The following is a 19,009-nucleotide window of genomic DNA, read 5'->3' as shown; positions in this document are numbered from 1 at the left end:
CCGTAGAAGGGCCACAAGCCATGCGCAACGAACAACCGAAGATGATTTACCTGAAGGACTATCAGGCGCCCGAGTACCTGATCGACGAGACGCATCTGACCTTCGAGTTGTTCGAGGATCACACCCTGGTGCATGCGCAACTGGTGATGCGCCGCAACCCCGCGCGCGGCGCCGGCTTGCCGCCGCTGGTGCTCGACGGCCAGCAACTGGAGCTGCTGGCGCTGGCGCTGGATGGCGTCGAACTGACGGCTGCCGACTATCAGCTGAGCGACAGCCAGCTGACCCTGCAGCCCAAGGCAGTCAGCTTCGTGGTCGATAGCTCAGTGCGCATCCACCCGGAAAGCAACACCGCACTGGAAGGCCTGTACAAGTCCGGCAGCATGTTCTGCACCCAGTGCGAGGCCGAGGGCTTCCGCAAGATTACCTACTACCTCGACCGCCCGGACGTGATGAGCAAGTTCACCACTACCCTGAGCGGCGAGCAGCACAAGTACCCGGTGCTGCTGTCCAACGGCAACCTGATCGCCAGCGGTCCGGACGACAACGGCCGGCACTGGGCGACTTGGGAAGACCCGTTCATGAAGCCGGCCTACCTGTTCGCCTTGGTCGCCGGTGACCTCTGGTGCGTGGAGGACAGCTTCACCACCATGAGCCAGCGTGAGGTGACGCTGCGCATCTACGTCGAGCCGGAAAACATCGACAAGTGCCAGCACGCCATGGACAGCCTGAAGAAGTCCATGCGCTGGGACGAGGAGGTCTACGGCCGCGAGTACGACCTGGACATCTTCATGATCGTCGCGGTCAACGACTTCAACATGGGCGCCATGGAGAACAAGGGCCTCAACATCTTCAACTCCAGCTGCGTGCTGGCCCGTGCGGAAACCGCCACCGATGCCGCGCACCAGCGGGTCGAGGGCGTGGTCGCGCACGAATACTTCCATAACTGGTCGGGCAACCGCGTGACCTGTCGCGACTGGTTCCAGCTGTCGCTGAAGGAAGGCTTCACCGTGTTCCGCGACGCCGAATTCAGCGCCGACATGAACTCGCGCACGGTCAAGCGCATCGAGGACGTGGCCTTCCTGCGCACCAACCAGTTCGCCGAGGATGCGGGGCCCATGGCCCACCCGGTGCGCCCGGACTCGTTCATCGAAATCTCCAACTTCTACACCCTGACCGTCTACGAGAAGGGCTCGGAAGTGGTGCGGATGATCCACACCCTGCTCGGCGCCGAGGGCTTCCGCAAGGGCACCGACCTGTACTTCCAGCGCCATGACGGCCAGGCGGTGACCTGTGACGATTTCGTCAAGGCCATGGAAGACGCCAATGGCGTCGAGCTGACCCAGTTCAAGCGCTGGTACAGCCAGGGTGGCACGCCGCGGCTGGCGGTCAGCGAAAGCTACGATGCGGCGAACCAGAGCTATAGCCTGACTTTCCGCCAGAGCTGCCCGGCCACCCCGGGGCAGAGCGAGAAGCTGCCGTTCGTGATTCCGGTCGAACTGGGCTTGCTGAACGGGCAGGGCGCGGATCTGCCACTGCGTCTGGCCGGCGAGCCGGCGGCACAGGGCACCACTCGGGTGCTGTCGGTCACCGAGGCCGAGCAGGTCTTCACCTTCGTCGATGTGGCGGAAAAACCGCTGCCGTCGCTGCTGCGCGGGCTGTCGGCGCCGGTCAAGCTGAACTTCGCCTATGACCGCGACCAGCTGATGTTCCTCATGCAGCACGATTCCGACGGCTTCAACCGTTGGGAGGCGGGCCAGCAGCTGGCCGTGCAGGTGTTGCAGGAGTTGATCGGCCAGCATCAGCGCGGCGCAGCGCTGGTGCTCGATCAGCGTCTGGTCGTGGCCCTGCGTACGGTGCTGGAGAATCCGTCGCTCGATCAGGCGATGGTCGCCGAGATGCTGTCGCTGCCGAGTGAGGCCTATCTCACCGAGATCAGCGAGGTGGCCGATGTCGAGGCTATTCACACCGCCCGCGAATTCGCCCGCCAGCAATTGGCCGAGTCGTTGTTCCAGCCGCTGTGGCAGCGTTACCAGGCCAATCGCGAAGTGTCGCGGCAGAGTGCCTATGTCGCTGAAGCCGGCCATTTCGCGCGGCGCAGTCTGCAGAACATCGCCTTGTCCTACCTGCTGTTGACGGCTCGCCCGGAAGTATTGGCAGCCTGCCTGGAGCAGTACGACAGCTGCGACAACATGACCGAGCGTCTGGCGGCCCTGGCGGTGCTGGTCAACTCGGCGCATGAGCAGGAGAGGGCCAAGGCGCTGGCGGTGTTCGCCGAGCACTTCAAGGGCAACCCGTTGGTGATGGATCAGTGGTTCAGCGTGCAGGCCGCCAGCGCGTTGCCGGGTGGCCTGCAGCGCGTGCGGGAGCTGATGGAGCATCCGGCCTTCACCCTGAAGAACCCCAACAAGGTGCGCGCCTTGATCGGCGCCTTCGCCGGGCAGAACCTGGTCAACTTCCATAGCGCCGACGGCTCCGGCTACCGCTTCCTGGCGGATATGGTCATCACCCTCAACGCCCTCAACCCGCAGATCGCCGCGCGCCAGCTGGCGCCGCTGACCCGCTGGCGCAAATACGACAGCGCTCGTCAGGCGCTGATGAAGGCTGAGCTAGAGCGGATTCTCGCGTCTGGCGAGCTGTCCAGCGACGTCTATGAGGTGGTGAGCAAGAGCCTCGCCTAAGAACCTGTTTACGATCTGCTGCGCGTCGGCCATGCGGCGTTAAAAATGGCCTCGGAAAGCGGCTTGCCGCTAACGCGCTTCAGCGCGACCCGAAGGGCGAGTGAAACGAGTCATGCTCATTTACAGCTCGTAAACTCCGCTCCCTCGGCCATTTGACTCGCTCCGCTCGCCCTTCGGGCCAGCCTTCGGCTGTTACTTCCGTTGGTCGTTGCGCCTTGTCTGGCTCTAGCTCGCGAGATCGTAAATAGGTTCTAAGGCGGGTTAGCGCTCTCAAAAAAGTGTTACCGATCCATGTCGGTAACACTTTTTTGTTACCTGCAGAAATTAAAACTTCTCTGAAAATTCTTTCCCGTCATTAGGTTAGGGCTTTGGCGTTTGACTGCCTGCTCAATCTGTGAGTGCGGGTAACTCTCTGGTGTGTCGTGGGGTGACAATTCGCGCCAACCTGTAGGACAAAGCACGCAATCGATAGGGGGCTTGCTAAATATTTGGTCAGTGGATGATCAGTCACTAAATGGCCGCAATGGCCGATTTTGTGGCGCCTAATTTTTGTCGAAGAAGTGGCAATTTGGCATTTGGGTTGCAATGAAATGCGCCGATTTGGCCCCGTAATGGTGCAGTCATAGCGCCAAGGGGTACGCGTTTAGCGTGTCGGGGGAGTTTTCTTTCGATCAACGAGAGGCCGCCATCAAGTGCGGCTGCACTGCAAGTCCGTGATCGGGCTAGCAATAAGAAGAATGATCTGTCCGCGGAGTAAAGCCTCGATGGAATTCAAGTCCCGTAGTCCTATGCGTTTCGCACCGTCCAAGGCCGGCTTTGCCCTGGCTGGTCTCTTGCCGCTGCTGGTTGCCGCCCAGGCACAGGCCGTGGAATTCAGTTTCGCCGATAACGAAGTCAGTGGTTCGATCGACACTACTGTGTCCTACGGCCAGTTGTGGCGCGTTCAGGGGCAAGACAAGAACAACGACGACATCAACACCAACGACGGTAATCGCAACTTCGATACCGGCCTGGTTTCCGAGGTCTACAAGATCACTTCCGACCTGGAGGCGACCTATCAGAATTACGGCATGTTCGTCCGTGGTACTGCGTTCTATGACACCCAGATCATGGACAAGCGCAACGATTACCTGGACAACAACAACCCGGTGCAGCCGAGCCAGAACTCGCCGAACGACGACAGCTTCACTCACGAGACCCGTCACAAGGCCGGTCGCGACGCGCAAATCCTCGACGCCTACCTGTATGGCAACTGGGACGTCGCCGAAATGCCGGTGACCGCGCGGGTCGGCAATCAGGTGTTCAACTGGGGTGAAGGCCTGTTCTATCGCGGTGGCATCAACACCACCAACCCGATCGACGCCGCCAAGTTCCGCCTGCCGGGCTCCGAGCTGAAAGAAGTGCTGGTGCCGGTGGAGGCGTTCAGCACCAACATCGGTCTCACCGACAGCCTGTCGATGGAAGCCTTCTACCAGTGGAACTGGAAAGAAACTGCAGTCGACCCGGTGGGTACTTACTTCTCCGAAACCGACCTGTTCGCTGATGGAGGCAATACTGCCTACTCGACCCAGCGTGCCTTGATTCCGGTGGGCGCGCTCTACCCGGGTTTGAGTGCGTTCAATGTGGGGGGCTTGCAGGGCGGTCGTAATGTCGATGCCAACGGCAACATCAAGGTTGCCTCCGTCGGTCAGGATATCAACGCCAAGAACGACGGCCAGTTCGGCGTGAACTTCAAGTACATCGCAGAAGAGCTCAACTCGACCGAGTTCGGCGTCTACTTCGTGAACTATCACGCGAAGGAGCCGACCATCGCGGCGAACCTGGGTGATTATGCCGGGTTGAACCTGGCGCAAATCGCCGCCCAGGCAGCCACTGCAATTGCTCCGCAAGTTCAGCGGGCCGTTGCCACCCAGGCAGGTATCCCCTTGGCGCAGTTGCAGGCGGTCATTGCCAACCCGCAGCTGAACCCGCGGCTGGCTGCGGCCTATTCCAACGCATTGACCTCGGCGGCGACAACTGCGGCCGGTGGCTTAGCAACCATGGACGTGGCCAACCAGGTAGAGGCTCAGCGCGAATATGTCGAAGACATCCGCATGTACGGCTTCAGCTTCAACACCACCGTAGGCAATGCTTCGCTATTCGGCGAGCTGGCTTATCGTCCGAACATGCCGATCGGTATCGCCACCACCAACGACCTGCTGGGCGACCTGCTGCAGCAGGCCCCGGCCCTGGCCTCGCGTCGCGTGGTCAACATCGGTGGCCAGAATGTTCGGCTGGGCGATGAGATTCATAACTTCGAACGCGTCGAGATGTTCAACACCTCGCTGGGCACCATTTATAACTTTGGTCCGGGGCTGAGCTTCGATTCGCTGTTCGGTGTGGCGGAGCTAGCCTCGGAGCATCTGCGTGGCAGCAGCCTGCAGTACACCGCGTTCGATGGCACCAACCGCTACTACTCCGGGCGCGGTAACAACTCCTATGTGGGTAATGCCGATCGCAACAATCGCAACGATCAGGTCAACAAGAACGCCTATGGCTATACCCTGGTGCTGTCTGGTACCTGGAACGACGTGTTTGCCGGCGTGAACCTGTCTCCCTATGCCGTCTACAAGGACGACTTCTCGGGCAACTCCTACCAGCTCGGCAACTTCATCGAAGGCCGCAAGGCTTACACCCTGGGTGTGAAGGCCAGCTACCTGAACAGCCTCGAGGCCGAACTGCAATACACCGAGTTCTACGGCGCCGGCGAGAACAACGGTGCGCGTGACCGCGACAACGTCGGGGTCAACGTCAAGTACTCCTTCTAAGTCCATAACTATTAGAAAAATGCCGGGCGCCACGGGCGCCTGGTCGATGAATCCTCACGGAGAAATACAATGCTGAAAAAGCACACGCTGGTTGGTGCGGCGATTGCGCTGGCACTGACTGCAGGTAACGCGCTGGCGGCGGTTTCGTCGGCGGAAGCGGCCAAGCTGGGCGCTAGCCTGACCCCCTTCGGCGCGGAAAAGGCGGCTAACGCGGCCGGTACCATCCCCGAATGGACCGGTGGTATCACCAAGGCCCCAGCCGAATACAAGACCCCGGGTCAGCACCACCCGGATCCGTTCGCCGGCGACAAGCCGCTGTTCACTATCACCAAGGCCAACCTGAATCAGTACAAGGCCAACCTGACGGCGGGTCAGATCGCCCTGTTCGAGGCCTATCCGGACAGCTATCAGATGCCGGTGTACCAGAGCCGTCGTTCGGGTTCGGCGCCGCAGTGGGTGTATGACAACACCCTCAAGAATGCCACCAGCGCCAAGCTGCTAGATGGCGGCAACGGTTTCGCCGATGCCTATGGCGGCATTCCGTTCCCGATTCCGCAGAACGGCGTCGAAGTGGTGTGGAACCACATCGCCCGTTATCGCGGTACCTATATCGTTCGCCGTGCCTCCGAGGTGGCGGTGCAGCGCAACGGCGATTTCAGCCTGGTGACCTCGCAGCAGGAAGCGCTGTTCAAGTACTACCTGCCGAAGGGCAGCTTCGCTGACCTGAACAACATCATGTTCTACTACCTGTCCTTCACCAAGAGCCCGGCCCGTCTGGCCGGCGGTGCGACGCTGCTGCATGAGACCATGGATCAGGTCAAGGAGCCGCGTCAGGCCTGGGGTTACAACGCCGGCCAGCGCCGCGTGCGTCGTGCGCCGAACCTGGCCTATGACACGCCGATCGCCGCCGCCGACGGTCTGCGTACCGCCGACGACACCGACATGTACAACGGTGCGCCGGATCGCTACGACTGGAAACTGGTCGGCAAGAAGGAAATCTACATTCCTTACAATAACTACAAGGTTTCCAGTGCCGAGGTGAAGTACAAGGACCTGCTGAAGGTCGGGCACCTGAATCCGGCGTTCACCCGCAACGAACTGCACCGCGTCTGGGTGGTGGAGGGCACGCTGAAGTCGGACGCTCGCCACATTTACTCCAAGCGCACCATGTACCTGGACGAGGACAGCTGGCAAGTCGCGGCGATCGACCAGTACGACGGTCGTGGCGAGCTGTGGCGTGTGTCGCTTGCCTACCTGAAGAACTACTACGAGCTGCCGACCATCTGGTCCGCGCTGGATGTGTTCCACGATCTGCAATCGCGTCGCTACTACGTGCAGAACCTCGACAACGAAGAGCCGAACACCATCGACTTCAGTCAGGCGATTCCGGATGACGGCTACTTCAAGCCGGCCGCGCTGCGTCGTCGCGGCACTCGCTAGGCCTCGTTCGCCCCACAAGCAGGCCGCTATTCATAGCGGCCTTTTTGTGTTGCCATGCTTGCCGGTGCCTTGCGTAACAAAACATAACGTCAGCTACGTTGTCAGGCCTTTCGAAAGCTGGCTAGGATAGGCGGTCCTCTATGAGACAGATGCCCATAACAATAAGGGGGAAAGGTATATGAGTGAGCCCGTCATGTGGCGCACCCGGATCGGTCATGCTTCTGATGTACCGGCGCTCCGCTTCCACTCGCCGCTGGCTAAAGTGCTTACGCTGTGTAGTGTGTTGTCCGTTCTGACTTTTGCAGCCGCTCCAGTGCATGCCCAAAGCACGGATTCCACTGCTACCTTTGCCATCGAATCGCCCAGGGCGGTAAACAGCTTGCTGCTTGGGGTCACCCACGCGGGCAAACGCCTGGTGGCCGTAGGCGACCGTGGTCATATCCTGTACTCCGACGATGACGGCAAGACCTGGTCCCAAGCCAAGGTGCCGACTCGGCAGATGCTGACGGCGGTCAATTTTGTCGATGACAAGAAAGGCTGGGCTGTCGGTCATGATGCGCAGATCCTCGCCACCCAGGATGGCGGCGCCACCTGGACCCAGCAATTCGTCGATATCGAACGCGAAGAGGGTGCCCCCTTCCTCGACGTTATGTTCACCGATGAAAACAACGGTTTCGTCGTCGGTTCCTATGGTGCGTTGTACGCCACCACCGACGGCGGTCAGCATTGGGAAGACGTTTCCGACCGTCTGGACAACCCAGACGGCTATCATCTGAATGCCATCGCCAACATCAAGGGCAGTGGCCTGTTCATCGTCGGCGAAGCGGGCAGCATGTTCCGTTCCAGCGATGGCGGGCAGACCTGGGAAACCCTGAAGGGGCCTTACGAGGGTTCGCTGTTTGGGGTACTGGGCACCAGCCAGGCAAACACCGTGCTGGCCTTCGGCTTGCGTGGCAATCTGTACCGTTCCACCGACTTCGGCAGCACCTGGCAGCAGATCGCGTTGACCGCTGCAAGCGGTGCCCTGGAATTCGGTCTGTCCGGCGGCAGCCTGTTGAAAGACGGCAGCATCGTTCTGGTCGGGCATGGCGGCAGCGTGCTGAAAAGCACCGACGATGGCCGCAGCTTTGGCCTGGTCAATCGAGCCGACCGGTTGTCCCTGTCGGCCGTGACGGCCGGCGACAATGGGAATCTGATCCTGGTGGGGCAGGCGGGGGTGCAAGTTGCCTCGCCGACTGGCGCCGAGCTAGGCCAACAATAATAAAGCCGGGTCTTTTGAGATATGACAGCGATGACTAACCATCACCAGGACAAGGCGACCTTCCTAGAGCGCCTGATCTTCAACAACCGCCCGGCAGTGATCCTGATCTGCTTGCTGGTCAGTATTTTCCTGTTCTACCAGGCGATGCATGTTCGGCCCTCGACCAGCTTCGAGAAGATGATCCCGCTGCACCATCCCTTTATTGAAAAGATGATGGAGCACCGCAACGACCTGGCCAACCTCGGTAACACCGTACGCATCTCGGTCGAGGCGAAGAACGGCGACATTTTCAGCAAGGAATACATGGAGACCCTGCGTCAGGTGCATGACGAGGTCTTCTACATTCCCGGTGTCGACCGCTCCGGCTTGAAATCCCTGTGGAGTCCCAGCGTGCGCTGGACCGAAGTGACCGAGGAAGGTTTCTCCGGTGGCGAGGTGATTCCGCAGACCTATGACGGTTCCGAGGCCAGCCTCAACGACCTGCGCAACAACATCCTCAAGTCCGGCCAGATCGGCCGTCTGGTGGCGAACAACTTCAAGTCGAGCATCGTCGACGTGCCGCTGCAGGAGGCCTATCCGGATCCTGAGGACCAGAGCCGTCTGCTTAAGCTGGACTATCGCCAGTTCTCCCATGAACTGGAGCAGAAGATCCGCGACAAGTACGAACTGCAAAACCCCAATGTAGAGATCCACGTCGTCGGTTTCGCCAAGAAGGTCGGCGACTTGATCGACGGTCTGCTCATGGTGGTGGTGTTCTTCGGCGCCGCCTTCCTGATCACCTTGGTGCTGTTGTACTGGTTCACCCGTTGCATCCGCAGCACCATCGCCGTGCTCGTCACCACCCTGGTGGCGGTGATCTGGCAGTTGGGCATGATGCATAGCGTTGGTTTTGGTCTGGACCCGTACTCGATGCTGGTACCCTTCCTGATCTTCGCCATCGGTATTTCCCATGGCGTGCAGAAGATCAACGGTATCGCCCTGCAGTCGAGCGATGCGGACAGTGCCCTGACCGCTGCCCGCCGGACCTTCCGTCAGCTGTTCCTGCCGGGGATGATCGCGATCCTCGCGGACGCCGTAGGTTTCATCACCCTGCTGATCATCGACATCGGCGTGATCCGCGAACTGGCCATCGGTGCGTCCATCGGTGTGGCGGTCATCGTGTTCACCAACCTGATCCTGCTGCCGGTGGCCATTTCCTATGTCGGCATCAGCAAGAAGGCGATCGAGCGCAGCAAGAGGGACGCGGTGCGTGAGCATCCGTTCTGGCGTCTGCTGTCGAACTTCGCCCATCCGACGGTTGCGCCGATCTCCGTGGTGATCGCGCTGGCGGTTGCGGTGAGCGGTTTCTGGTATCAGAAGCAGCACCTGCAGGTCGGCGACCTCGATCAGGGCGCGCCTGAGCTGCGCCCGGACTCGCGCTACAACCTGGACAACAACTTCATCATCAAGAACTACTCGACCAGTTCGGACGTGTTGGTGGTGATGGTGAAAACCGGTCCGGAAGGCTGCTCGACCCACGAGGCGATGGCGCCGATCGATCAGCTGATGTGGAAACTGGACAATACCGCGGGTGTGCAATCGGCCATCTCCCTGGTCACTGTGTCGAAGCAGATGATCAAGGGCATGAACGAAGGCAACCTGAAGTGGGAAGCGCTGTCGCGTAACAAGGACGTGCTGAACAACTCCATCGCGCGTGCCGAAGGGCTGTTCAATACCGACTGTTCGCTGGCGCCGGTGCTGGTGTTCCTCAACGACCACAAGGCCGCCACCCTGAAGAGTGCGGTGAAGACGGTGCAAGAGTTCGCAGCGGAGAACAACAAGGAAGGGCTGCAATTCATGCTGGCAGCGGGTAACGCCGGTATCGAAGCGGCCACCAACGAGGTGATCGCCAAGACTGAGCTGACCATCCTGGTTCTGGTCTACCTGTGCGTGGCCGGCATGTGCATGATCACCTTCCGCTCCCTGGCTGCGACCATCTGCATCGTGCTGCCGCTAATCCTCACCTCGATCCTGGGTAATGCGCTGATGGCGTTCCTCGGTATCGGTGTGAAGGTGGCGACCCTGCCGGTGATCGCTCTGGGTGTGGGTATTGGCGTCGACTACGGCATCTATATCTACAGCCGTCTGGAAACCTTCTTGCGTGCCGGTCTGTCGCTGCAGGAGGCCTACTACGAGACGCTGAAGTCCACCGGTAAGGCGGTACTGTTCACCGGTCTGTGCTTGGCCATCGGTGTGGCGACCTGGATCTTCTCGGCGATCAAGTTCCAGGCCGACATGGGTCTGATGCTGACCTTCATGTTCCTGCTCAACATGTTCGGTGCGCTGTGGCTGCTGCCGGCACTGGCGCGCTTCCTGATCAAACCGGAGAAGCTGGCCGGTAAGAAGGGTGGTTCGCTGCTGGCCCACTAAGCCAGTCAGCACGTAAAAAACCGCGGCCAGGCCGCGGTTTTTTTATGCTTCAGAGAAAGTGGTGTGGAGCTGCTGCCGACTCGGGCGGATATACCCTGCATGATTGCGGGGGTGAGAAACCTCCATCGCGAACTTTCGCAACTCTATTGCGGGTCGAACTGGTGGCGGCTATGGCCTGCTGGTAGCCAGTGGCGCTCGTCAGCAAGTTGGTTTGATTAGTTCGGAGGGCGGCAAGTGATCCCGGTGTCTGCCGCTTGGGTCGCTCAGGCTTGCCCCCCGTTCTCGTGCGCTGCTGTCAGTAAAAGGTGGGCAGCACAGAAACGCACCGAATGAGCAGGGCAGGGCTTGTACCTGCCTTGCTCTAGCGTGGATACAGCGGCGGCAGACTGCCGCTGTCGCTGCTGAGCGGTTGCGAGTGTGGGGCGGCCGGCAGGCTGCGGATGGCTTGCCAGAGTTCCTCGCCCTGCCATTGCTGCTCGGTTTCGCTGTAGAGCACGCCGTTCAAACTATCCAGCGTATCGGACAGCGGCACGAACCGCGCGACCATATCGGCCAGGGTTTCCGGCTGCTGGCGGGCCCAGGCATCCAGGGCCTGGCGGGTTGCCTGCGGATCATTGGCCTGACAGGCGCGCTTGAGGTCATCCAGCAGGGTGCGCGGGCTGGGGCCGCTCTGCGCGCTGGGCAGAATCGCCGGCTGCCGACGCGCACGCCACCACAGGCCGAAGCCGAGCAGGGTGGTACAGCTCAGCAGGGCGCAGGCCAGCTGCCAGGGCCAGAGTCGTGGGCCGTCCGCGCTCAGCACCGATGCCGCTACGTTGGCCGTAGGTTCGGCTTCCAGGGCCGGATTGCTGGCGATTTCGAGGGTGCGCGCAGGCAGGCTGGTGCGCTCCAGGCGATCTTCACGAGTGTTCCACCACACCAACTCCACCGCCGGCAGTTCGATGCGTCCGCTGCGGTTGGGCACCAGCGCTTCGCGCTCTTCGCGGCTGCCGATCAGGCCGCGTTCGCTGATCTGATTGGCCAACTGCGGTTGATCGGGATAACGGCGCAGGTCGCTGGCTGTGGTGATCGGTAAAGGCGGCAACTGGGCGCTGGAGAGACCTTCGACTTTGAGCGTCAGGCTGCGGGTCAGCGAGTCGCCGACCCGGACCTCGTTCGGTTCCGGACTCCAGGCCTCGTTCAGACTCAGCGCGCGGGCCGGCAGCCAGGGAGCGGCTGCGGGATAACTGCTGGGTTTGGCCTTGACCGTGAGGGGGATGCTCGGCGACTTGACCTGCACCGATTTGCCCGGCCGTGGGCCGAATGGCTGGAAATCGTCGCCCTGGTTACGATCCACGGGGGTGGCGTTGAACATCAGCGCGGGAATCTGCAGTGCGCCGCTCTGCTGGGGAAAGATGGCGTAACGCAGTTCGATCACCCCATGACGCACGCCATTGATGTCCTTCTCGTAGGTGCGCACTTCGCCGAGCTGTTCGACCCGCGCATTGGGCATTTGCAGCGGGTCTAGGCTGCTGTCGTCGTACAACGAAACCGAGTGGTAGATGCGCAGGGTGAGTATCGCCTGGGCCTGCACATAAACGTCGTCCTGATCCAGGCTGGCGTCGATGAATACCGGCGCGACCTGCTTATCGTCGCTCTCGGTGCCGGCCTTGAGCACCAGCAGGGGGATCGGTTGACTCTGCAGGTCGGCCACCTGTAGCGCCGGAATCACCACGCGGCCGCTTTCCTTGGGTTGCAGGGTGATGAACCAGCGGGTGGTGGCGCGGGTCTGACCTTCGTAGGTATTGAGGTTGTTGATCTGGCGCGTACCGAGTACCTCGAACTGCTCGTCAAGCGGGGTCAGATCGGGTTTGCCGAACAGGGTGGGGTCATCCGACTCGAGGGTGAGTTCGACTGTCTCGCCGGCGCTGAGGCGTGCCCGGTCGACGCTGGCGGTCAGGCTTGCGGCGTTGGCCGACAGGGCCAGAAGGCTGAGAAATATGGCGCAAAGCAGGCGGATCATCGATGGCTTTCCTGGCGCTGTTGCTGTTCGTACAAAAATTTGCGGCGCAGCAGCTCGCCCGGCTCGTCCGGGATCTGCCGCAGCCATTGTTCCATGGCTTGGCGCTTCTCGCCGTCCAGGGCTTCCTCGGCGTTGGCCTGGGCGGGCAGGCTGTTGTCCTGCGCCTCGGCCTGGCCTGATTGCGCCTGGCCGGCCTCGGTCACTTGCCCGGCTGGTCCTGAAACTTGCTGCTCCGGGCTGTCGCCTGGCTGCTGCTGGGATGAGGCGGACTCGGGGGCAGGTTCCTGGTTCTCGCCGTCCTGACCTTGCTGCGCTTGCTCGCTGGCATCCTCGCCGGCTGGCGGCGTGGGCTGCTCTGACTGCCGCTCCTGCTGCTGGCGCAGCAACTGCTCGACCAGGGCCTTGTTCTTCAGCGCCGGTTGCAGCTCGGGTTGCCGCTGCAGAGCCTGCTCATAGGCATCCAATGCCGCCTCCAGTTCGCCGCTCTTGGCCAGGGCATTGCCGCGGTTGTAGTGGTCGTTGGCGCTATCGCCCTGGGCGAAACGGCTGGCGGCACCGGCATAGTCGCCGGCCTGGTAGAGCGCCAGGCCCTGCCACTGCGGGCTCTGGAACTGCTGCGCGGCTTCGGCCGGCCGCTGTGCGGCAAGCAGGCGCTGGCCCTGCTGATCGGCGCGCAGCCAGAGGTCGTCGAATTCTAAGGCATAGCTGGGCTGTGTGTGCACCAGCAGCAGTAACGGCAGGCCGAACAGCCAGCCACGGCGGCCGGCGCAGGCTGCCAGCAACAACAGCGGCAGCAGCAGCCAGTGGCCCTGGTCGGCCCAGGCGGCGAGCCGAGTCTCCTCGCCGTTGCGCAGGCTCTGGGCATCGGCGAGCAGGCCGAGGCTGCGCAAGTCGCTGTCATCCAGGCGGGCGCTGGCGTAATGGCCATCCAGCTTGGTGGCGAAACGCTTGAGGCTGGCGCTGTCCAAGCGCGGCAGCAGGATCGCGCCTTGGGCGTCCTTGAGAAAGCCGCCGTCATCCTCGGCAATCGGGGCGCCCTGGGCGGTTCCGATGCCGAGGATATGCAGAGGCAGAGAATGACGTTTCAGGGCCTGGCGGATGCCCTGGCGTTCCGCCTCGTCGAGTGACGAGCCGATCAGCAGCAACTGGCCCTCGCCCTGGGCGCCTTGTTCGAGCAGCTTGATGGCCTTGGCCACGGCCAGGTCGGCGCGGTGACCGGGTACCGGCATGATCGACGGCTTCAGCGCTTCCAGCAGGTTGCGGCTGGTGGCCAGGTCGTCCGATAGCGGCACCAGGGTGTGCGCGCTACCGGCGTAGACGACTATGGCGGTTTGCCCGTCGCGGCGCGCTTCGAGCAGGTCCAGCAGCTTGCGCCGGGCCTGCTCCAGGCGGGTTGGCGGCGCGTCGCCGGCGAGCATCTCCGGGGTCAGTTCGAGCAGCACAACCAGGGGATCGGCGCGTTTCTGGCTGGCGGTTTCGGCCCGTTGCCAGCTGGGGCCGAGCAGGGCCAGCAGGACTAGCAGCCAGGCCAGACCGAGGGCGATCCACGGCAACCGGCTGCCACGCTCATGGCCGCCGCTGAGCAGGGCGGCATGGAACGCCGGCGGCAGCAGCATCTGCCAGCGGCCGATGCGCCGCTGGCGATGCCAGAGCTGCCACAGCAGCCAGCCCAGCAGGGGCAGGAGCAGCAGCCAGAGCGGTCGTTGCCAGTGCGGCCAGAGTGCGCTCATGAACGCCTCTGCAGCCACTGCGGGCGCCAGCCGAGCAGCTGCTGTTGCCAGTGCGGCCAGAACTCCCGCGCCACCAAGATCAGGCTGAGCAGCAGGGCGGCGGCCAGCGGCCAGCAATACAGGGCCAGGGCAGGGCGGGCCTGGGTCGGCGTCTGCTCCACCGGTTCGAGGCGGTCGAGGGTCGCCTCGATGCTCTGCAGTTCGTCGCGGTCGCGGGCGCGGAAGTAGGCGCCGCCGGTCTGTTCGGCAATGGCCTGGAGGGTCGGCTCATCCAGATCGAGGCTGGGATTGAGGCCGAACATGCCGAGTACGACGCTCTGTTCCGGATCGGCGCCGATGCCAATCGGATAGATCGTCACCCCTTCCTCGGCGGCCAGGCGTGCGGCGGTCAGTGGCTCGATCTCGCCGCCGTTGTTGGCGCCGTCGGTGACCAGTACCAACACGCGGCTCTTTGCCGGACGCTGGCGCAGGCGCTTGACCGCCAGGCCGATGGCATCGCCGATGGCGGTGTTCTTGCCGGCGATACCGATCTGTGCCTCGTCCAGCCAGGTGCGCACGGTGCGGCGGTCGAAGGTCAGCGGCGCTTGCAGGTAGGCCTGGCTGCCGAACAGGATGAGGCCGACGCGGTCGCCCTGGCGGCCTTCGATGAAGTCGCCGAGCAGGTGCTTGACCAGGCTCAGGCGGCTGACGTCGGCGCCTTCCCAGTGCATGTCGACGTAATCCATGGAGCCGGAGACATCCACGGCTAGCAGCAGGTCGCGGCCCGTGGCCGGAATCGGCAAGGGTTCGCCGACCCATTCGGGGCGGGCGGTGGCGCCGAGCAGCAGCAACCAGAGCAGGATGAAGGGTGCTTGCTGGCGCCAGGCCGGCAGGTGGGCGCGGGCGCGGCGCCCGGCCAGGCCTTCCAGCTCGTTGAGGAAGCTGACCCTGAGCGCAGCCTCGCCGCTGGCGGCCTGCGGCAGCAGCAGACGCAGCAGCCAAGGCAGCGGCGCGAGCAGGAAGACCCAGGGCCAGGCGAACTCAAACATGCTTGCGAATCCAGGTGTCGATGGCGTGGTACAGGCCGTCCACGGCCTTGTCGTCGAGGCTGCAGTGCGGCTTATAGCCGCCCTCGACCAGGACCATCCAGCGGGTCAGGCCGGCAGCCGGGCAGCGGCTGTCGAGGAACGCCAGCCAGGCGCGACCGCTGAGGGTGTGGCAGTGGTTCTCCGGGTAATGGCTGCGGCACACACGCTTGAGCAGCACGTTGAGCTGCTGCAGCCAGGGCCCGGCGGGCTCGCCGTAATAGGGTTTGCGCAGCAGCGCCAGTTCGGCCAGCGCCGCCTGGCGTTGCGGGTCGAGCGGCTGTTCGACGGCTGGCTGGCGGCGCGGCTGCAGACGGCGCCGCCAGCGCCAGAGCCCCCACAGCAGCAGCGGCAGCAGGGCCGCCAGCAACCACCAGCCTGGGGCCGGCGGCCACCAGGGTGCGGGCGGCGGGGCGATCAGCGGTTCCAGTTGCTCGAGGGGATTCATTGTGGCTTCCTCGGGCGCTGGGCATTCAGGTAATCACGCAGCTGTTCGACCATCTCGACTTGCGTGCTCAGCGCCAGCAGCGGCACTCCGAGTTTTTGCGCCAATCGCTGCCAGCGTGCTTCGCGGGCTTCACCGAGGCTGCGATAGGCCTGGCGCAGCTCGCTGTTGTGGGTGTCCAGTTCCAGCTCGGCGCCGCGTTCGCTGAAGCTGAGCAGGCCGGCGGCCGGCAGGGCATGGTCGAGCGGATCGGACAGCGGCAGCAGCAGCAGGTCGGTACGCTGGGCCAGCAGGGTCAACTGCTGCTCGGTGCTGTCGGTCAGCGCGCGCTCGTCGCAGAGGACGATCACCAGGCTGCCGGGGCGCAACACTTCGCGGGCGCGGCGCAGCGCCAGACTGAAGGCCTCGCGGTTGGCCTGGAGCTCGCTATGCAGTGCCTGATTGGTGCGCGCCAGACGGTTGAGCAATTGCAGCAGGCTCTGCTTGCTGCGCCTCGGCTTGACTTCGTGCTGCTCGACATCGCCGAACACCAGGCCGCCGATGCGGTCGTTGTGGCCGAGCGCGGCCCAGCCGATCAGCGCCGCCGCCTGAGCGGCGAGCACCGACTTGAACACCTGGCCGCTGCCGAAGAACAGCCGCTGGCTCTGCTCGACCATGATGTAGATCGGCCGCTCGCGCTCCTCGTGGAACAGCTTGGTGTGGGGCTCCTGGGTGCGCGCGGTGACGCGCCAATCGATGGTGCGCACGTCATCGCCGGCCTGGTAGACGCGTACCTGATCGAAGTCGACGCCGCGCCCGCGCAGCTTGGAATGGTGCAGACCGATCAGCGGGCTGCGCCGGCTGGGGGTGGAGAACAGCTGCACCTCGCGCACGCGGTGACGCATCTCGATCAGCTCGGCGAGATTGACGCGGACTCCGGGTTGGCTGGGCAGGATCTGCATGGGTTGCTGCTGGTGCCTCAGAGAGCTGTGCGTAATGGCCCCCTCTCCCGTTTACGGGAGAGGGTTGGGGAGAGGGCAGTGTGGGCAATTTCCCTCTCCCCCGGCCCCTCTCCCATACATGGGAGAGGGGAGCGATCATGCCCTGCGCCTGGCCGCATCAGGCCACCGCGACCACATCGAGAATGCGCTGGATCACCCGGTCCTGGTCGATGCCGGCGGCTTCCGCCTCGAACGACAGGATGATGCGGTGGCGCAGCACGTCGAAGAGCACCGCCTGGATGTCCTCCGGGCTGACGAAGTCGCGCCCGGCCAGCCAGGCGTGCGCGCGCGCGCAGCGATCGAGGGCGATGGAGCCGCGCGGGCTGGCGCCGTAGGCGATCCACTCGCTCATCTCCGGGTCGAACTTGCCCGGCGTGCGGGTGGCCATCACCAACTGCACCAGGTACTCCTCCACCGCATCGGCCATGTACAGGCCGAGGATTTCCTTGCGCGCGGCGAAGATCGCCTGCTGGCTGACCAGGTGCTCCGGCTTGCTTTCGCCGTTGAGGGCCTCGCCGCGCGCCTGCAGGAGGATCTTGCGCTCCACCGAGGCGTCCGGAAAGCCGATCCGCACATGCATGAGGAAGCGGTCGAGCTGCGCTTCCGGCAGCGGGTAGGTGCCTTCCTGCTCGATCGGGTTCTGCGTGGCCATCACCAGGAACAGCGGCGACAGATTATAGGTGGAGCGGCCAATCGATACCTGGCGCTCGGCCATGGCTTCGAGCAGGGCCGACTGCACCTTGGCCGGGGCGCGGTTGATTTCGTCGGCCAGCACCAGATTGTGGAAGATCGGCCCCTGCTGGAACACGAAGCTGCCGGTTTCCGGGCGGTAGATTTCGGTGCCGGTGATGTCCGCCGGCAGCAGGTCGGGGGTGAACTGGATGCGATGGAATTCGGCTTCGATGCCTTCGGCCAGCTCCTTGATCGCCTTGGTCTTGGCCAGCCCGGGGGCGCCTTCGACCAGCAGGTGGCCATCGGCGAGCAGGGAGATCAGCAGCCGCTCGATGAGTCTCTCCTGGCCGAGGATCTGGGTGGCAAGGAAATTTCGCAGCGTCATGAGCGCTTCACGGTGTTCCATCGAAATGCTTCCTGAAAAGGGACTGACGGGTCGCCGAACACACCCCATCGGGGGCCATTACTCTAATCGATTGGCGCCGCGCCGCCTAACCGTGGCGTAGTGCCGCACCGAGCCTGGCAGTCAGTCGCAGCAGGTCGCTTGCACCCGCGTGCCGGCGTCCGTGTGTGCGCCGGGCAAGGGCGTCAGGCACTGCAACTGACTGTTGTCGTTGCGCTGGTTGCGCAGGCGGGGGGCGCCAAACAGGCTGACTGCCGCGTAGTAGAGCCATGTCAGCCAGACAGGCAGCCCGGCCTGACGAAGCATGCGCTGGAACAGGCGGTCGGCGCTGCGTTTGCTCACCGGCGCGACATGCAGATATTGATAGAGGGCGTCGTGCACCAGGCTGGCGTGGTGCGCCAGCGGCCAATAGACCTCGCAGCGTTGCAACTGGCCCTGGTGGATGCGGGTAATGGGCGTCTTGCGCTCCCACCAGTCCGGCGAGCCGACCAGGGCCAGCCAGTAGATCGCCACCTTCGGTGAGCAGCCATCCCAGGCGTAGGTGCGTGGGCGCAGGAAGTCGTAGTGCACGTCGCGCCCGCCACGAGGCGGAATGGCCTGGCCTGGGTTGATGATCAGGCGGCCGTCGTGAACGATCAGCCACTCGCTGTAGAAATACTGGCCACGGAACTCAGCGTCGTCGTACACCAGCGCATAGTCGATGTAGTTGAGCCAGGGGCCATCCCGATCGCGGTTGGCGAAGCCCCAGTCACGCATGCCCTGCGCACGTGCCGCCGCAGCGCGGCGCAAACGCTCCCTGCGGCCGACCCACAGGGGCAGGGCCACGCCGGCATAGACCAGCACACCGCCCAACAGCAGCGCGGGCAGCAACTCGGGCTGGCACAACCAGGCAGCCCCCAGCAGCAAGGCGCCCAGCAGGGTCACCAGCAGGTTCTTGTGATGGCAGAGCAGCGGGCGTTGCACTGAGGCTCGAGTCATGGGGTTCCTGTTGGTGGTCGGAGGTGACCGGCAGGTGGGCAGGCTGGCCCGCCGGGCGCTGGGCGCTGGGCAAGCAGCACCATAACAACAGCGATGGCCTGTCGCTATGCCTGTGCCAGCCTGCGCCGGGCATAGTGATG

12 protein-coding genes are annotated in these 19,009 nt (G+C 63.3%); 5 read left to right on the top strand and 7 right to left on the bottom strand.

Annotated elements, in window-relative coordinates:
• Positions 1 to 20: 20 nt before the first annotated feature.
• The 5 genes from pepN (at position 21) to D3880_RS14485 (ending at position 10,595) form a co-directional block, all read left to right on the top strand.
• The gene (gene pepN / locus D3880_RS14505; RefSeq protein ID WP_119894152.1) at positions 21 to 2,678 is read left to right on the top strand and encodes an aminopeptidase N; all 2,658 of its coding nucleotides are present in this window, start codon (positions 21 to 23) and stop codon (positions 2,676 to 2,678) included.
• 764 nt (positions 2,679 to 3,442) lie between these two features.
• Positions 3,443 to 5,485, top strand: coding sequence for a DUF1302 domain-containing protein (locus D3880_RS14500; RefSeq protein WP_119894151.1), 2,043 nt, complete (start codon positions 3,443 to 3,445; stop codon positions 5,483 to 5,485).
• Between the two features lie 69 nt (positions 5,486 to 5,554).
• Positions 5,555 to 6,925, top strand: a complete 1,371-nt coding sequence (locus D3880_RS14495; RefSeq protein WP_119894150.1) for a DUF1329 domain-containing protein — start codon at positions 5,555 to 5,557, stop codon at positions 6,923 to 6,925.
• Positions 6,926 to 7,103: 178 nt separating this feature from the next.
• The gene (locus tag D3880_RS14490) at positions 7,104 to 8,186 is read left to right on the top strand and encodes a WD40/YVTN/BNR-like repeat-containing protein (RefSeq protein ID WP_119894149.1); all 1,083 of its coding nucleotides are present in this window, start codon (positions 7,104 to 7,106) and stop codon (positions 8,184 to 8,186) included.
• A 21-nt stretch (positions 8,187 to 8,207) separates the two neighbouring features.
• A complete protein-coding gene (locus D3880_RS14485) occupies positions 8,208 to 10,595 on the top strand; it encodes an efflux RND transporter permease subunit (RefSeq protein ID WP_162935005.1) in 2,388 nt (795 codons plus the stop codon).
• A gap of 361 nt (positions 10,596 to 10,956) precedes the next feature.
• On the opposite strand, the gene D3880_RS14480 is transcribed toward D3880_RS14485, so the two are convergent.
• The 7 genes from D3880_RS14480 to D3880_RS14450 all read right to left on the bottom strand — a co-directional run bounded on the left by D3880_RS14480 (position 10,957) and on the right by D3880_RS14450 (position 18,869).
• The gene (locus tag D3880_RS14480) at positions 10,957 to 12,597 is read right to left on the bottom strand and encodes a BatD family protein (RefSeq protein ID WP_119894147.1); all 1,641 of its coding nucleotides are present in this window, start codon (positions 12,595 to 12,597) and stop codon (positions 10,957 to 10,959) included.
• Positions 12,594 to 14,327 (bottom strand): VWA domain-containing protein, encoded by a 1,734-nt coding sequence (locus D3880_RS14475; protein WP_119894146.1) that lies wholly within the window; start codon positions 14,325 to 14,327, stop codon positions 12,594 to 12,596. Before D3880_RS14475 ends, D3880_RS14480 begins: the two co-directional genes overlap by 4 nt.
• Entirely contained in the window at positions 14,324 to 15,355 is a 1,032-nt protein-coding gene (locus tag D3880_RS14470) for a vWA domain-containing protein (RefSeq protein ID WP_119894145.1), read from the bottom strand. The genes D3880_RS14475 and D3880_RS14470 overlap by 4 nt, the downstream gene beginning before the upstream one ends.
• Positions 15,348 to 15,839, bottom strand: coding sequence for a DUF4381 domain-containing protein (locus D3880_RS14465; RefSeq protein ID WP_119894144.1), 492 nt, complete (start codon positions 15,837 to 15,839; stop codon positions 15,348 to 15,350). Before D3880_RS14465 ends, D3880_RS14470 begins: the two co-directional genes overlap by 8 nt.
• Positions 15,836 to 16,777, bottom strand: a complete 942-nt coding sequence (locus tag D3880_RS14460; protein ID WP_119894143.1) for a DUF58 domain-containing protein — start codon at positions 16,775 to 16,777, stop codon at positions 15,836 to 15,838. The genes D3880_RS14465 and D3880_RS14460 overlap by 4 nt, the downstream gene beginning before the upstream one ends.
• 157 nt (positions 16,778 to 16,934) lie before the next feature.
• The gene (locus D3880_RS14455; protein WP_119894142.1) at positions 16,935 to 17,894 is read right to left on the bottom strand and encodes an AAA family ATPase; all 960 of its coding nucleotides are present in this window, start codon (positions 17,892 to 17,894) and stop codon (positions 16,935 to 16,937) included.
• 120 nt (positions 17,895 to 18,014) lie between these two features.
• On the bottom strand, positions 18,015 to 18,869 hold the full coding sequence (locus tag D3880_RS14450) for a DUF1353 domain-containing protein (RefSeq protein WP_119894141.1): 855 nt from the start codon (positions 18,867 to 18,869) through the stop codon (positions 18,015 to 18,017).
• Positions 18,870 to 19,009 lie beyond the last annotated feature (140 nt).

Origin of the sequence: Pseudomonas cavernae (assembly GCF_003595175.1) — a bacterium.
Classification (GTDB): domain Bacteria; phylum Pseudomonadota; class Gammaproteobacteria; order Pseudomonadales; family Pseudomonadaceae; genus Aquipseudomonas; species Aquipseudomonas cavernae.
This window is presented reverse-complemented; position numbering and strand designations above follow the sequence as displayed.

What these genes read in the sequence shown, in the direction of transcription:
- pepN (WP_119894152.1), top strand. Translation starts at nt 21, where the DNA reads ATGCGCAACGAACAACCGAAGATGATTTACCTGAAGGACTATCAGGCG.
- D3880_RS14500 (WP_119894151.1), top strand. Translation starts at nt 3,443, where the DNA reads ATGGAATTCAAGTCCCGTAGTCCTATGCGTTTCGCACCGTCCAAGGCC.
- D3880_RS14495 (WP_119894150.1), top strand. Translation starts at nt 5,555, where the DNA reads ATGCTGAAAAAGCACACGCTGGTTGGTGCGGCGATTGCGCTGGCACTG.
- D3880_RS14490 (WP_119894149.1), top strand. Translation starts at nt 7,104, where the DNA reads ATGAGTGAGCCCGTCATGTGGCGCACCCGGATCGGTCATGCTTCTGAT.
- D3880_RS14485 (WP_162935005.1), top strand. Translation starts at nt 8,208, where the DNA reads ATGACAGCGATGACTAACCATCACCAGGACAAGGCGACCTTCCTAGAG.
- D3880_RS14480 (WP_119894147.1), bottom strand. Translation starts at nt 12,597, where the DNA reads ATGATCCGCCTGCTTTGCGCCATATTTCTCAGCCTTCTGGCCCTGTCG.
- D3880_RS14475 (WP_119894146.1), bottom strand. Translation starts at nt 14,327, where the DNA reads ATGAGCGCACTCTGGCCGCACTGGCAACGACCGCTCTGGCTGCTGCTC.
- D3880_RS14470 (WP_119894145.1), bottom strand. Translation starts at nt 15,355, where the DNA reads ATGTTTGAGTTCGCCTGGCCCTGGGTCTTCCTGCTCGCGCCGCTGCCT.
- D3880_RS14465 (WP_119894144.1), bottom strand. Translation starts at nt 15,839, where the DNA reads ATGAATCCCCTCGAGCAACTGGAACCGCTGATCGCCCCGCCGCCCGCA.
- D3880_RS14460 (WP_119894143.1), bottom strand. Translation starts at nt 16,777, where the DNA reads ATGCAGATCCTGCCCAGCCAACCCGGAGTCCGCGTCAATCTCGCCGAG.
- D3880_RS14455 (WP_119894142.1), bottom strand. Translation starts at nt 17,894, where the DNA reads ATGGAACACCGTGAAGCGCTCATGACGCTGCGAAATTTCCTTGCCACC.
- D3880_RS14450 (WP_119894141.1), bottom strand. Translation starts at nt 18,869, where the DNA reads ATGACTCGAGCCTCAGTGCAACGCCCGCTGCTCTGCCATCACAAGAAC.